The organism is Paenibacillus sp. MMS18-CY102, assembly GCF_009789195.1.
Classification (GTDB): Bacteria; Bacillota; Bacilli; order Paenibacillales; family Paenibacillaceae; genus Paenibacillus_T.
This window is the reverse complement of sequence record NZ_WSTC01000008.1, coordinates 162,713-177,708: the sequence shown is the minus strand read 5'-3', so window position 1 is coordinate 177,708 and position 14,996 is coordinate 162,713. Positions and strand designations below refer to the sequence as shown.

10 protein-coding genes are annotated in these 14,996 nt (G+C 50.7%); all 10 read right to left on the bottom strand.

The features are described 5' to 3' along the window. Positions 1 to 24: 24 nt before the first annotated feature. Positions 25 to 4,665 (bottom strand): DEAD/DEAH box helicase, encoded by a 4,641-nt coding sequence (locus tag GON22_RS08210; RefSeq protein WP_160395647.1) that lies wholly within the window; start codon positions 4,663 to 4,665, stop codon positions 25 to 27. Between the two features lie 330 nt (positions 4,666 to 4,995). Next, the gene (locus GON22_RS08205) at positions 4,996 to 5,733 is read right to left on the bottom strand and encodes a hypothetical protein (RefSeq protein ID WP_160395622.1); all 738 of its coding nucleotides are present in this window, start codon (positions 5,731 to 5,733) and stop codon (positions 4,996 to 4,998) included. Positions 5,734 to 5,892: 159 nt separating this feature from the next. Then, positions 5,893 to 6,312, bottom strand: a complete 420-nt coding sequence (locus GON22_RS08200; protein WP_160395621.1) for a MarR family winged helix-turn-helix transcriptional regulator — start codon at positions 6,310 to 6,312, stop codon at positions 5,893 to 5,895. 285 nt (positions 6,313 to 6,597) lie between these two features. Then, positions 6,598 to 7,338, bottom strand: coding sequence for an oxygen-insensitive NADPH nitroreductase (gene nfsA / locus GON22_RS08195; RefSeq protein WP_160395620.1), 741 nt, complete (start codon positions 7,336 to 7,338; stop codon positions 6,598 to 6,600). 146 nt (positions 7,339 to 7,484) lie between these two features. Continuing rightward, positions 7,485 to 8,036 carry a cob(I)yrinic acid a,c-diamide adenosyltransferase gene (locus tag GON22_RS08190; protein ID WP_160395619.1) on the bottom strand — a complete coding sequence of 184 codons (552 nt, stop codon included), beginning with the start codon at positions 8,034 to 8,036 and terminating at the stop codon, positions 7,485 to 7,487. Positions 8,037 to 8,063: 27 nt separating this feature from the next. Beyond that, a complete protein-coding gene (gene icmF, locus GON22_RS08185; RefSeq protein ID WP_237179076.1) occupies positions 8,064 to 11,342 on the bottom strand; it encodes a fused isobutyryl-CoA mutase/GTPase IcmF in 3,279 nt (1,092 codons plus the stop codon). 122 nt (positions 11,343 to 11,464) lie between these two features. Continuing rightward, positions 11,465 to 12,910: an RCC1 domain-containing protein gene (locus GON22_RS08180; protein WP_160395617.1), complete on the bottom strand. Its 1,446-nt coding sequence runs from the start codon at positions 12,908 to 12,910 to the stop codon at positions 11,465 to 11,467. A gap of 37 nt (positions 12,911 to 12,947) precedes the next feature. Then, positions 12,948 to 13,544 carry a hypothetical protein gene (locus GON22_RS08175; RefSeq protein ID WP_160395616.1) on the bottom strand — a complete coding sequence of 199 codons (597 nt, stop codon included), beginning with the start codon at positions 13,542 to 13,544 and terminating at the stop codon, positions 12,948 to 12,950. 86 nt (positions 13,545 to 13,630) lie between these two features. Beyond that, the gene (locus tag GON22_RS08170) at positions 13,631 to 14,410 is read right to left on the bottom strand and encodes a hypothetical protein (RefSeq protein ID WP_160395615.1); all 780 of its coding nucleotides are present in this window, start codon (positions 14,408 to 14,410) and stop codon (positions 13,631 to 13,633) included. A gap of 114 nt (positions 14,411 to 14,524) precedes the next feature. Beyond that, positions 14,525 to 14,986 carry a hypothetical protein gene (locus GON22_RS08165; protein WP_160395614.1) on the bottom strand — a complete coding sequence of 154 codons (462 nt, stop codon included), beginning with the start codon at positions 14,984 to 14,986 and terminating at the stop codon, positions 14,525 to 14,527. Between the last annotated feature and the right edge of the window lie 10 nt (positions 14,987 to 14,996).

Sequence of the window (14,996 nt, the reverse complement as noted above, 5' to 3'; positions counted from 1 at the left end):
ATAGTTCGATTGTATGGGCCTATCCTATCGAAGTGCACTTGGCCAGAGGACAAGCCGCTGCCCATCTTTTTCTGCACCGATTTGCAGCAACTGGCTTCCTGCTTCCCTGCTCAACACGGGTTCGCTGTTCCATTGCTCGATGACGATTTTTGCAAGGTGCTGCCGCCTTAAGATCGCCGTTAATGCGATGCGGAGTGCCTGTATATCTTGGCCATCCCCATGGCCATCCGCGGCATCGTCCATTACTCGAATGCGTTTGCCGTTATTCTCAATCCAGTACAGCCACTGCTCCCCACGCATGATGAGAAAATGCCCGATTTTACGAGCGAATTGCGTATTGGCAGCACGCGGCCAATCTGCGATTAGCCCATAGGGATTGACGGGATCAACGGCAGATAGGATTGTAATCGCGTTATCTCCCGCTAGTGGCAAGGCAGTACGAAGGGACTTCGCTATAGCCGGAGTTGTAAATTGCTTCGTTGCCTCGCCATCGACGAACACGCCTCGCGTCACCGTCCCCCACTCTTCCAGCTGCTTCAATATGGGAAGCAGCTGGTCCCACGAGAAAGGCGAGAGGGTAGCGACGAGCTCCTTGGTGACAATGCCATAGCTGTCGAGCAAATGGCGAACCCAGTGCATGGCAGAGGGTTCTGCTTGCGTTGCATCGAGGGATTCGCAGCCAGCTTGTTCCTCCGTTTGGGCCAATCCGCCCGTCCAATACCAACGGCCAAGCCCTGAGCCTGTTTTGGCCCAATCGCGTTGTTTCTTGCTTGCATGCAGGCGCAGAGGCGCGAATTGATCATTGGAGGCTTGGCCCTCCCATACGAGTTGCAGCAAAGCTTGCAGTACCTCCGATGGCGTTCGGCCATCATCGCGTGCAAGCTTCGTTAGAAAAGCGGCTCCGCCTGTACGCAATCGATCAAGCAAAGGCTGCTGCTCGGAGGGCTTATCCTTTAGCCCAGCCGTGTACGGCTCATAAAGCGCTTTATCTTCGACAAGGAAAAAAGCAACGCGCCCCTCCTTATCGCCGCTTGCTTTGCTGCCAAGCCAGATGACATCTCCACTCGCGCATAGCAGGTCCAACTGCTCCGGCCGGTAATCTGCGATGCGTGATGGGAACACGATCGATTCCCAGTGCGATAGTGGAAGATATAGCCCTTGCAGCTTCCCAATTACTGCGCGAAGCCCTTCCTCACCGCGCACTTGCAGGCCGCTCAGCGCATATTGCCGGGTTGCCATCTGAACAAGCCACCGGCTTGGATGGATTGGCTTCGCCTGTTTCCTCGTTTCGTTAATGGAAAGGCGAATGAGGCGCGCAGCGGTTCGGCGTCCTGTCCACAGCCGTTCCTCAGCATCGGATGCGAAAGGCGCTTGTTCTAGCCGCCCTTGCGAGATGAGCAGATCTACCGTGTCTCTTGCAGCTGCCAGCGACAATTGCGGATATCGGTCGCAAAGCTCAGGTTCCGTAATGGATAGTTCGTGTTCCGCATAACGGCCAATGATGAACGTTAACGAAACAGGATCAACTGGAAATGCAGCATAAAGCTCACGTTCATCCCGGCTAATCCAGCGTATTGGACCATCTCCGCCAGGCTGCCCAACATTCACTTGTTCGATTGCGCCTTGCTTGCTTAATTGCTCGACCCATTCGATCCCCGAAGTGCCCGTCCAACGAATAATTTCATCAATGCCATGATCGCCGTAACGTTTGAGCAGCGCGAGCAGTTCGTTTGCATCCGATGCCGTATGCCCAGCGGCCGACAGTTTTAGCCGCTCTTCTTCCAAAATCTCCGGCGTGATGATGCCGCTCACCGCTTCAGTGCCGAACACTTTGCCCGCCAGCTCACGGCTGACATTAAGCAGCTGCATCCGAACGATATCATCCAGGCCGTCCCCTTCATAGATACGCATGTTGACATATTCGGCAATGAACTGCGTTGCCATCGGAGACGGATATGCTGTTTCGCGGATCATAAATTCGAACTGGCCATTCCCGATTGCTTGCAGCGTTTCACGAAGCCCCTCTAGATCGAGATAGCTGTTCATGCATTCGCGCATCGCTTCATCAAGGAACGGAAATTGCGATGCGTACGGCAGCGCCTCTTTCAACAGCTCCTCGCTGCGCAGCCTTTTTTGCCATAGAGGCGTTCTGGTAAAGCTGCGTGAGAGCAGGAGCGATGTTTCTGCCAAGTGGCGAAAAGCGATGGCAAGCAGCGGGGAACTCGTAATTGCTTCGTTCAGAAGTGGCTCAAGATTGTCCGGCGTCACATGCCAAATCGACTGCAGCCACGACGGATCCCACTCCGGCAGTACGAATTCAATTCCATTATCCTTCGCGTTTCCATATAAGCGGTAAGGCAGCAGTTGTTCAAATTGCCGCTCGATGGCAAGCAGCCATGTGCGATTCAGCCTGCGGCCGAAAGGATTATGAATAATAACATGCGTCTGGTTCGACACATCCCGATAATGCTCAACGATAATGCGACGGTCGGTCGGCAAGCCGCAAAAGGCATGTTGCGAGCGGATATAGCCGATCAGCTGTTCAGCAGAAACGCCATCCATTCCGTAATCATCATGCAGCCATTGCATGGCAACTGCGTCGGAATTTGCGTGCCCGCTGCCTATTGGCTGGTTTGCTGCTTCCCCCGGCGTAGGTGGAGCCACTGTCTCGGCTGTATCGCTCGCATTGCCATCATGTAACGGGAGCTTCCCCGCACCTTCTTGGCTATCAGAAAGCGCGAGCCGCTCCGCCAATTCCCGTACAAACGCACCGATTTGCAGCCCTAAACCGATTGAGCGCCCGCCTGCTTCGTTCCGCCAAAAAGGAATTTCGCTAAAGCTGTTAGCCGCTTCTGCCACGTAAACCCGATCTTTATCAATGCGCCGAATCATCCAATTGTTCGATCCGAGCTGAAACACATCGCCGACCCGGCTTTCTTGCACGTATTCTTCATCGAGCTCCCCAAGATGGGCGCGGCTGTCTTGATGATGCACCGGATAAGCCGAGCTGCTTGGGATCGTGCCTGCACCTGTCAACGCCGCGATTCCGCCGGCGCGCCGTCCCGTCAGCACATCGGTATCCCGATTCCAGTCAAGAAGCGGCCGCGCGAATGGATAAAAGCCGCTCAACACCTTTAACATGGCAATGAGCCGTTCACGGGGAAACGCCCGAAACGTATCGCTGTGCACGATAAGGCGGTACAACTCTTCAACCGTCCAATCCGAATTTGCGGCCATTGCGACCGTCTGCTGGGACAAGACGTCTAGCGGCTGCTGCGGAATTTGAATCGGCTCAATTTCACGTTGGACGATAAGCCTAGATAATACAGCAGCTTCTGGCAGTGCGCCGCGATGCCGAACAATGATAGCGCCTCTGCTTATATCGCCTACAGAGTGGCCAGCACGGCCGATTCGCTGAATGCCCGCTGCCGCGTCAAAAGGCGGATCGATTTGCAAAACCAGATCGACATGCCCGACATCGATGCCAAGCTCAAGCGAAGAAGTCGCGACGATACAACGCAGCTCGCCTGTTTTCAACAACCGTTCGGCTTCTAGCCTTCGTTCCTTGGCCATGCTGCCATGATGTGCACGCGCCATTTCGTATCCGGCAGCATCATTAAGCCGTAAGCATAGCCGTTCGCAAATTCGCCTGCTGTTTACAAACAGCAGCACCGTTCGGCTGCCTTCCATAAGTGAGAATAACCGCTCTAGTATGGGTTGCCATACCGCTTCCCGCGTTGCGACCGGCTTGGACATATCCGGCATCGTCACGATGGCCTGCATCGTTTTTCTCATCGTGCTCTCGACGATAGATACGGGGCGGGGCATGAAGCCAAGTGGATGAGGCGGCGCTGATATGGCTTTCGATTTATCGTTATCCCATATTGATTGACCAGTTTCATCTAATGCAGAGATAGCTAGCTCACTTGCTGAATCACTCCCATGCCCATCTGTAAGCGCATGCTCCGCCCAACCGCCCAGAAAACGGCCAACACGCCATAATGGCTTTTGGGTCGCGGATACGCCAATTCGTTGCACAGGCCTGCCACATAAGTGGACGAGCCGCTCCAACGAGAGCGATAGATGGGAGCCACGCTTGTCCGCCGCTAAGTCATGAATTTCATCGACAATGACATGCTGTACCGTGCGAAGCATATCTCTCCCGCCTGCAGAAGTCAGCAAGATGTAAAGGGATTCTGGTGTTGTAAGCAGCACCTCCGGCGGGCGTTTCGCCATCGATGCCCGCTGGGAAGACGGCGTATCTCCCGTGCGAACCGCACAGCGAATGCCTGGCCAATCCGTTTCCCGTTCCGCGGCTAGTTTATCAATCGCGCTTATGAACGCAAGCAAATGGTCATGAACGTCATTGTTAAGCGCTTTCAAGGGCGAAAGGTACAGCACCCGCACACCTGGCTTGAAGACAGGCTTGCTTTCAGCTTCGCGCTCAATGCCAGCATTACTGCGTGACATGAGCTTCTCGCGCACAACGGCATCCAGGCAAGGCAGCAGCGCTGCTAATGTTTTGCCGGAACCAGTCGGTGCAGCAATTAGCGTATGTTGGCGATCGTGAATCGATTGCCAGGACCGTACCTGTACATCGGTCGGCTCGCCAAACGCTGCTGTAAACCATTCGGTGATTACAGGGTGAAACGCTGCTAACGGCATTTGGTTCAAAATAGGATCAACTCCATAAACGCGAATCTACGTTCGACAATCATTCTCCTTATTATACCAGCCGAAGTGAGCGGTGGAAACTGCTTGGGTATTTCTCGTTTTGCGTGCGATTGCCCCCCACCGGCAGGATAGAGTAGGTTTTTCTACTCTATATGCCCGATTCGCCCACGTTGGAGTGAATAGGATAGGTTTTCCTACTCTATTACTCTACTCTCGCAATCCAGCGTGATGCTGAAATGCAAAGAAGGCTGTCGAGATTTTCTCGACAGCTTTCACTAGCTTTCACTAGCCTGAACCAGCTTGCAGCAGCTTATAGCCATTCTATTTAAGCTTAAACGGTTGCTCCGTAAAGAAGCCGTTATTCGGAAATTCGCTCTTCTCTCCGAAGCCGATGAACGTTTGTTGGGCGTGTGGGATGCTGCGAATGATCTCAGTGATCGGCGCTTGGGCATCCAAGCTGTTGAATGAAATCCATTTCAAAAGTTGCGCGTCGATCACATCGAAAATGGTTGCCACACGCTGGCTGCATTTTTGGCGGAATCGCAGCTTTATATCTGCCAGATCAGGCAGCATCCGTTCAACACCGGCCGCTGTAACGGTCAGATAATGCGGAAGCAGCGTCATTTTGTTCGGAATCGGTTGGTTCAATATTTCATTGATGATCAGCGGAATCGCTACGGCATCGTCATCATCATAGAAAAAGTCGGGATTGTAGCCCATTTCAACGTACTGGTTGTACATTTTGTGATGCTGGAATTCATTGTCCAACGATTCCATGAAGATCGGAAACCACTGCCCTGCCACATCGGCTGAGCATAAACCATAACGTAAGCGCTTAAATCCCATTCTTTGCAAATCCAAATGAAGCAGCTCATGTACAAACGCTTCCTCGGGATGCTGGCTATCTGCCCAACAGATCGTCGCGCTTTTCGACTTAATATCCGTGTTAGAGGACCAACAGCCTTCATCTTCTGATGGCTGCAAGTTGATTTTGTATTGAGCGGCCACGCGATTGAACAATTCCTCATTCTTGCCGGTAACGAGTTCCTTTAGCTTCATATTCAAAGTCCCCTCCTAATTGATGACGGCCATATCGCTTTCGTGTAGCTCATGAAGAGGCATACTACTCTATTAAATCATTGCAGCAGAAAAAAGCCAACTCGAATTTCAGTGGCTTTTCTTCTGGTCTTTCCATAGTTCAAAAAATCCATACAGCCATTACTTGGCTAATGGGCTTCGATAACCAGGCTCAAATTCAAGCAATCCAGCCCTTGCCAGCTCATCCCGATGGATTTCCGACAACTCCTCCAATACGCTCATTGCAGACTCCGTCAATCCGATAAACGTGCTTCGCTTATCCTGCGGATTAGGGAATCGGTATACAAGCCCCAACTCCTCGCATCGTTTAATGAGCTCCACACAAGCATGCGGGGTCACCTGAAGGCGCTCTGCAAGCTCTTTGGGCGTAGCATATTCCCTGCCGGGAAATCCCATAATCGACAGCATGAGCTGATGATACTGTGGCGTTAGCCCTTTGCTCCTCGCGGCTTCTTCACTAAATCGAATGAACTTGCGAATCTGATAGCGAAAATAAGCGAGCTGTTCGTATATTTGTTTCGGTAATCGCTCCTCTGCCATGCCTGTTCCTCCCCTGCCAAACATCTCATTGCTCTTGCTGTATCCTTCCCTCTATGATGTCACGTTTGTTGACTTAAATCAAATAAAATTCAAATTCCCCCTTCAAAACAGTCGATTTTATGTTAGGTAAATTAACACAATCTATTGACTTCAATCGTAGTCCGATATATCTTCTAAGCATATCTTGTTATAACTGGTTATGTAAGGATGTTTATTAATAGCGAAGCGATAGCAATCTGCGCACAAAGGCTGCCGAGCCCGGCTCGGCAGCCTTCTTTCGTTCGGTTATTTTAAATCGAAACCACGGCTTACCAAATACGGATGCAAATGCTCGCGCAGCTTTCCGCCGTTAAAGCGGCGTATTAGTTCTAGTGACCATTGGGTATCGGACTCGCCGCCTGCTCGCGACGCATAGTAGGCGCGCATTGTTTCGTCATATTTTTTGATGCCGGCGACTACCTCCTCCTGCTGGTACACTTCCTCATGCAGAAACGCTTGCAGCGGCAGCCTCGGGCGAAGGTCCGGCTCTTGATCTGGCACGCCAATGCTTAACCCGAATACAGGGTAAACGAGCGGCGGAAGCTCCAATATCTCGGATACCGCCTGCGGATTGTTGCGAATACCGCCGATATAAACGGTTCCGTACCCGAGCGATTCCGCTGCGATGGCCGCATTTTGCGCCGCTAATGTGGCATCAACCGTGGCCAGCAGAAACAGCTCAGTATTCTGCTGAAGCTCAGTATCCTCATGAAGGTGAATCGCGGTTTGAACTTTGTTCAGGTCAGCGAGCCAGACGAGGAATAGAGGGCTTTGCTCGATATGCTTCTGGTTGCCTGCCAGCTCGGCAAGCGTCATTTTGCGTTCCGGATTGCGCACGGCAACGACACTATAAGCTTGAATGTTCGACGAGGTTGAAGCCGCCTGCGCCGCAAGCGCGATTTCTTCCAAATGCTCGTCCGGTATCGGAGTGTCTTTGAACTTGCGGATAGATCGATGGGCGCGCAGCAATTGAATCGTTTCGGTCATGGTCTCTTTCTCCTCCTGGCACCAGCCGGATACAAAAAAACCGGAGACACATCATACAAGTGTCCCCGGTTGTCCGGTAGCTTCTGCAATTTTGAATATTCGAATCGTACCACGTAAGCTTGGTCCGGTCAACTGCCTCATCCACATTAAGGCTGATGCAGCACTGCTTCCGCACAGCCGGACTGCAGGTTGACGTAACGGGCAGTAACGAACAGCAAATCGGACAGCCGGTTCAAATAGGCAAGCGCAACGGGATTGGCCGTTTCCTTCTCCAACAATGAAACGACGATCCGTTCCGCGCGGCGTACGATCGTTCGTGCCACATGAAACGCAGCGCCGGAAGGATGCCCGCCCGGAAGAATAAAAGTTGTAAGAGGAGGCAGCTTGGCGTCCAGCTCATCGATAAGCTCCTCGATATAACGAACGTCATCCTCGATAATAGGCCAAGCGACGTTTTTCCCAGATGGCGTCGCCAGCTCGGCCCCCACATGAAACAGTTTCGTTTGGATTGCATGAAACGATTGCTTGATTGCAAGGGACTCTTTGCCTTGCCCAAGGCTAGAGAGCGCGAGCCCAATCATCGAATTGGCTTCATCACACGTGCCATAGGCTTGAACGCGAAGATCATGTTTGGAAACCCGCTGCCCGTACACGAGGCTCGTTTGCCCCTTGTCGCCTGACTTCGTATAAATTTTCATTTTGCCCCTCCTCTCTTGCCTAAGCGCTTACATGTTACGGCGATACTGCCCGCCTACTTCGTACAAGGCTTGTGTAATCTGGCCAAGTGAAGCGAACCGGACCGTTTCCATTAAAGCTTCGAATAGGTTCCCGCCGCTCCGTGCGACCTGCTTTAATTGAAGCAGCGCAGGCACGCATGCTTCCTGATGCGCTTGATGAAATGCTGCAAGATTCGTAATCTGCGCTTGTTTCTCCTCCTCAGTAGAGCGGGCAAGCTCCATGCTAGAGCGGTCGTTTTCTGGATTCGGGTGGATGAACGTATTCACGCCAATGATCGGCAGCTCGCCGCTATGCTTCTTATGCTCGTAGTAGATCGATTCCTCTTGTATCTTGCTTCGCTGATAAGCGGTTTCCATTGCACCAAGCACGCCCCCGCGATCATGCAGGCGAAGCAATTCGTTCAACACGGCTTCTTCGACCAGGTCGGTCAATTCTTCGATGAGGAAAGAGCCTTGAAGCGGGTTCTCGTTTTTGGCCACGCCAAACTCTTTATTAATAATCATTTGGATCGCCATTGCGCGCCGAACCGAATTTTCCGTTGGTGTCGTAACCGCTTCGTCGTACGCATTCGTATGCAAGGAATTGCAATGGTCATAAATCGCGAGGAGCGCCTGAAGCGTCGTTCGAATATCGTTAAAATCCATCTCCTGCGCATGGAGCGAACGCCCCGACGTCTGAACATGGTATTTGAGCTTCTGGCTGCGGGCGTTGCCGCCATAACGGTTTTTGATCACCGTTGCCCAGATTCGCCGAGCGACTCGCCCCATTACAGTATATTCAGGATCTAAGCCGTTGCTGAAGAAAAAGGACAGGTTCGGCGCAAAATCATCAATCGCCATGCCACGTGACAAGTAATATTCCACATAAGTAAATCCATTGCCCAGCGTAAAAGCTAATTGGGTGACGGGATTCGCCCCTGCTTCCGCAATATGATAGCCGCTAATGCTAACCGAGTAATAGCTGCGGACCTGATGGTCGATAAAATATTGCTGGATGTCCCCCATCATCTTCAGGGCAAATTCTGTTGCGTAGATGCATGTGTTTTGGCCTTGATCCTCTTTCAAAATATCGGCTTGCACGGTGCCACGCACTGTTCGCAGTGCCGTTGCCTTGATCTGTTCGAGCTCGCCTTCTGATGGCGCTCTCCCGTTCTCCCGCGCATACCGTTCCGCTTGCTGATCAATCGCGGCATTCATATACATTGCCAAAATAATCGGAGCGGGCCCGTTAATCGTCATCGATACACTTACAGACGGGCTGCACAAATCAAAGCCTGCATATAGCTTCTTCATATCATCCAACGTGCAGACGTTCACGCCGCTGTTGCCGATTTTGCCATAAATGTCGGGCCGTATATTCGGATCTTGCCCATACAAAGTCACGCTATCGAAAGCGGTAGACAGCCGCTTCGCTTCTTCGCCCTGGCACAGGAAATGAAATCGCCGGTTCGTTCGCTCAGGCGTTCCTTCTCCTGCAAATTGCCGTTTAGGATCTTCGTCGGTTCGTTTGAGCGGAAACACGCCAGCCGTATAGGGAAAATAGCCCGGTAAATTTTCTTCCAGCAGCCAGCGAAGCAGGTCGCCGTCATCCTCCAGACGAGGCAGGCTGATGCGGGGAATGCGAAGGCCCGATAACGATTCGGCCGTTAAAGGCATTTTCGTCATTTTGGGACCAACATGTGTGATGAGATGCTCTTGCTTGTAAACCTCCTGCACGGTTGGCCACTCCGCCAAAAGTGTTTTGCAAGCCGTATCCATGTTAGCTTCGTATTGGCTTAGCATTGTATTGATTACGTCTAATGCCTGTTCAGCATTCTTAATTGTAATGGCCGGCGTACGTTCCAGCTCGGATTGAATAAGCGATCTGGTCCCTCGCAAATGAGCGATCTGGCGTGCAATTCGCACCTGATTGGTGATAAACGTTTTAGATTGGCGCATCGTTCGAACAATGTCCCCGAGGTAACCGGCCCGTTCGGGCGGGATAATTCGATTGCGCAGCGTTGGTTTACTCTGATTATCGATGATAGGCGTTGGCCAATTGCCGCCTTTCTTGGAAGCAACAAGCGCCATGAGATTGGCGAACAGCACCGTCGTGCCTGAATCATTGAATTGGCTGGCAATCGTCCCGAACACAGGCAACTGCTCATCGGGCAGCTCGAACTGCTGACGGCTCCGCCTATATTGCTTGCGGACTTCTCGCAGCGCGTCATCAGAACCGCGGCGTTCAAATTTATTAATGGCGATCATGTCCGCATAATCGATCATATCGATCTTCTCCAGCTGGGAAGGGGCGCCGAATTCGCTCGTCATGACGTACATCGCAATATCACACAGCCCTACAACGGCTGAACTGCCTTGGCCGATCCCGCTTGTCTCAATAAGGATGAGATCGAAGCCAGCCTGCTTGACGATAGCGATCGCATCCGGAAGCGCATCGCTAATTTCAGACTTGGAGCTTCGCGTCGCCATGCTGCGCATGTACACCCGGGGATCATGAATCGCATTCATGCGAATGCGGTCACCGAGCAGTGCGCCGCCTGATTTTTGCTTTGAAGGATCAATGGATAAGATAGCGATCGTTCGGTCTGGGAACTGGCCGATATAGCGGCGCACAAGTTCGTCGGTTAGTGAGCTTTTGCCCGCGCCGCCTGTACCGGTTATCCCAACCACTGGCGTATTGGTAACATTGGCATGCAATTGGGCGAAAAAAGCTTCATTGCTTTCATCCTCGGGAACGTTAGCGACACGCTGTTCCGCAAGCGTAATGAGCCTAGCGATTGTGCTCCAATTGTACGTCTGTAAAGCCGCTGGCAACTCTTCACCTATTAACTTTGGCGTCGGGGCATCGCATCGCTTGACCATATGATTGATCATCCCCTGCAGGCCCATCTCTCGCCCATCCTCAGGAGAAAAAATACGGGCGATCCCATACTGATGCAATCGGGTGATCTCCGCTGGAATGATAACGCCGCCGCCACCCGCGAAGATTTGGATATGCCCAGCCCCTTGCTGGTGAAGCAGATCGTATAGATACGTCAAATATTCGATATGCCCGCCTTGATACGAGCTTATCGCAATGCCTTGCACGTCCTCTTGAATTGCTGCGCTTGCAACTTCATCCACCGAGCGGTTGTGGCCTAGATGAATAACCTCCACCCCCGAAGCTTGAAGAATGCGCCGCATAATATTAATGGAAGCGTCATGGCCATCGAATAAAGCAGCTGCCGTCACAAAGCGAACATGGTGTTGCGGGCGATAAATCGGCATTTGCACGGTAGACCCCGCCCTTCCCTTGTGCGTCATCTCTTTACTACAATATTCGAGCTTAGGGATAGTGATGAAAACAAAAAAAGACCCGCACAAGGCGGATCACATTTTCAGGCAACGGATCAAACAGTTAGCTTTAATCGATGCATCGTTTCGTCCCAACTTGCTGTTATTCCAAGCGCGCTCAACATTTCATAGGGTACGGTAACCGAACCAACTGAGTTGCCAATCCCCTCCGGGAACGGGATCGGTTGGCCGTTGAGCTCCACAAGCGTCCGATCAGCCTCTCGCGTAATCGTTAACGTCTTGTCGCCTCTAACTAACTTATAAATCGTGCTATACTTCTCTCCAATTCCTGTTGCAACCGTAAACTGTATGCCTAATCGCTTGGAGAATGAGTTAATCGGTATCTGAACCGATGATTGGGATACATATGCAGGAACAGATGAAGTTATAAGCTGGCCGTTGATGAATATGTCGACGCCACGCTCCAGCAGTGCAGGCTTGTAAACCATTCCGTCGCTGCTTGAGGTTGGGCTGCCAGTTTCAAACCATTGATTCGCGCCCCAGCCCCATATTTGCCCTTGTTTATCGATTGCGAGCTGGTGATAGCTGCTGCTGGTTATAGATACGATAGCAGGCAACCCGTTAACTTTGACCGGTTTACCATTTTTCATCATATAGACGACACCTGTGTCTGCTAGCAGCAAATTACCCGATGCTTGTTTTACTTTCAATGGCAAGGCTACACAAGCTGGCTTCTCCACAAATGTTAATCCAGATGAAGGGGTCGTTGTGTATGGGTCAAGCTGCCAGCTGCATAGCCTCCCGCTTTTATCGATCGTTGCATCCCAGTTTGCATTGGATTGCTTGATGTTGGCAATGCCTGGCAGCTTATATGGCTTGCCCAACACTAAATTCCGATTTACATCTAGCTTCGATACCCAAGCATAAACGAAACCATCCTTAGTCACGGCATAGCCGAATTGTCCATCTTGTTTGATCGCGGTGACGTTCTGCAATTTCGCTATCGGAGTTGCCTTGACTTGTGAATCATCGTCTCCGGCGAGCCTCCCCCACGAAACGATCGTTCCGTCATTCAACAGTGCACTTGCGATTCCACCACCAGAAGCAGCAGCGACGGCACCTGTAATTCCTTTAACCGTTCTTGGCAGAATGGATTGCTTATAGACGTTAACGTCTCTGCCCCACTCCCAGATGGTTCCATCGGATTGTACGCCTAGCTGATATTGATTAGAGACATCTACCGAAATGCCAATGATTTTAGAGAGATTCGAAAGGCGCAGTGGAGTAGGGAAACGGCCAATCGTCACTTTTTTCTCAATGCCAAGCTCCCCATACAAATTCCGCCCCCAAGTCCACACGGAGCCGTCACTTCGCAATGCAACGGAGTAATAAGTATTAGTCTCGACCTGTGTAAATGAAGGGGTGATAACAGCAGCAGCGGCAGAAGTACGCGGTTGGCCTGCGGATAGAATCAATAAACTCGACATGACAGCCATAATGGCAATACGATGCGAAGATAATAACCATTTTTTAATTAACATGATTAACAACTGCCCCTTTCGGCCTCTAATCAAGCTCTTACGATTTGCTGTATCCTACGATTCTAAAATAGTTAGGCACGCCTTCTTCTACAGCATATCTGTAGCCTAGTGCACAGAACGGCATCGGCCAACCGACTGCTTCGGCCATTTCTTCCAATGTTTCTTCGGCAAACGTGTTGGCTGTTTTCCACAATCGCTTTAGCTCAAATTCAGTGATATGGGGCAGTAAATAGGGAGCCCATTTGCTAGCGAGGCCTTTACCGCCACCGCCAACGCTGCAATGCACCTCGTCAGCTAGCTTTCCTTGTTCATATAATCGCACAAACAAATCATCGCTATCGCAAACGAGTATGCCAGCTATTGGAAAATTTACTCGTAATGAGAGGACAGCTGCGATCTCGTCCATTCGACGGACATCGAGGTCATCCATGCCTTCATCGTAGATGGTGAGCCAACGGCCAGACGGCTGTGTTGCACCTATGATGAACGTCCGGCTAGCTGATTTCGTATCTGCTGCTTGCTTGTAATTATGTTCCTGTAACCATTGGGAAAGCTCGGATAATACACGTTGTTCAGCTTCGATTGGTGAAAGTTCCCCAATAAACACTTGAAGATTTGCAAAAAATGCGCCCATATTATCGACTCCTAGTTTATTAATATCTAGTAACTATACCATATATGGGAATATATTAAATGTTGTAATCTTATTACTTATGCATGTTACAATCCTGCTGCCGCCTTGATTTGCATACGTTGCGACATAATTAACGTCCTTAATTGTTCGGTGCCAAAAGCGCCAGCGTTGAACGCATTCGCCTTCGGGTAATAGACCATTCGGAACGAGGTTCCGTCTTTCAAATGCACGCGCAAGAACACGCCTGATTCCGATTGTGATTTCTTATAGACTTCATCAAATCCAACATAGGCTAATGGCAGCAGCCCATCGACAAAGGCTGTCGATGCCTCTGGCGTGAAGTCGCCAATCGCCGAACCGTCGTCCCCACTTTCTAAACTTACTTTCTCCACGCGGCCGTGGATATCTAGCAAGTCCCCCATCGTTGCTGCATTCGGATTTTCATTAACCTCATAAACTTTATGGTCCGCGACGATCCGGAATTCAGGCTTGTAGCCTTTCATCGCGTATATTGCAGTCCCAACCGGCAGGAATGCCGCATCTCCATTCTTCATCGTATAGTCCAGGCACGCTTGCTCATTCGCATTAAAAGTGATTTCACCCACTTTACCCCCCAGCTCGCTATCGCTTACCTCTTGGGTTCCTTCGTAGTTCTGATGATATTTAATGTTATTAATCATAACAAAATCGACCCAATCAATTTCAGCCTTGCATGGCTCGCTCGTTTCTTTATGTACAGTTTCTGGTTTGTTCGCCTCAGTATGCGATATGCTGTTGCCTGGTTCAGACGTGCTGCACCCTGCTGAAACTAACAAGATGAGTAACATTAGTACTGCCTTGCCCTTGATTAATTTTACGTTGCCCATTATGAATCGCCCCCTTCCCTTAGACGGAAGCGGTAAACTGAATGTTTCAATCTAGCACAAAAACCCATCCTCGTAAGGATGGGCTCCATGACGAATGTGAAACACACAACGCTTTTACTGCTCGTTCAATAAATGTGTAATCAAATTTTCTTCGATCTCGACTGCCTGTGCGATGGAGTGAATGGACAAGCCGGCATTTCGAGCGCTTCGGATCATCCACAATTTGATTGAGCCTTCTCTTATCGAATCTTTACTCGTTTGGTCCAGCTGTAAGCCTTCATCTTCGATAGCGCCATCTAGCGTGAATATCATGTGATATTCTCCGATTCGTTCTCCCAGATATAAAACATACAGTGTCGAATATACCACATCATATGAAAGCTCAAAATGATGCGTGAGTTGAATCGACTTCATTTTGGCCGTGCATAAATAGATGTCTAAATCCCCCATGAACGTGTCGATGTAATCTTCTCGGTTGGCCTTCTTCCATTCACGAAGATAACTAAAAAAACCACATTCCGTTCGTTCCACGATGTTGTGAATAACGGACCACTCGATCAGTTGGGAAGTATCCATTTGTTTCTCC

What these genes read in the sequence shown, in the direction of transcription:
- GON22_RS08210 (WP_160395647.1), bottom strand. Translation starts at nt 4,665, where the DNA reads ATGCCGTTAGCAGCGTTTCACCCTGTAATCACCGAATGGTTTACAGCA.
- GON22_RS08205 (WP_160395622.1), bottom strand. Translation starts at nt 5,733, where the DNA reads ATGAAGCTAAAGGAACTCGTTACCGGCAAGAATGAGGAATTGTTCAAT.
- GON22_RS08200 (WP_160395621.1), bottom strand. Translation starts at nt 6,312, where the DNA reads ATGGCAGAGGAGCGATTACCGAAACAAATATACGAACAGCTCGCTTAT.
- nfsA (WP_160395620.1), bottom strand. Translation starts at nt 7,338, where the DNA reads ATGACCGAAACGATTCAATTGCTGCGCGCCCATCGATCTATCCGCAAG.
- GON22_RS08190 (WP_160395619.1), bottom strand. Translation starts at nt 8,036, where the DNA reads ATGAAAATTTATACGAAGTCAGGCGACAAGGGGCAAACGAGCCTCGTG.
- icmF (WP_237179076.1), bottom strand. Translation starts at nt 11,342, where the DNA reads ATGCCGATTTATCGCCCGCAACACCATGTTCGCTTTGTGACGGCAGCT.
- GON22_RS08180 (WP_160395617.1), bottom strand. Translation starts at nt 12,910, where the DNA reads ATGTTAATTAAAAAATGGTTATTATCTTCGCATCGTATTGCCATTATG.
- GON22_RS08175 (WP_160395616.1), bottom strand. Translation starts at nt 13,544, where the DNA reads ATGGGCGCATTTTTTGCAAATCTTCAAGTGTTTATTGGGGAACTTTCA.
- GON22_RS08170 (WP_160395615.1), bottom strand. Translation starts at nt 14,410, where the DNA reads ATGGGCAACGTAAAATTAATCAAGGGCAAGGCAGTACTAATGTTACTC.
- GON22_RS08165 (WP_160395614.1), bottom strand. Translation starts at nt 14,986, where the DNA reads ATGGATACTTCCCAACTGATCGAGTGGTCCGTTATTCACAACATCGTG.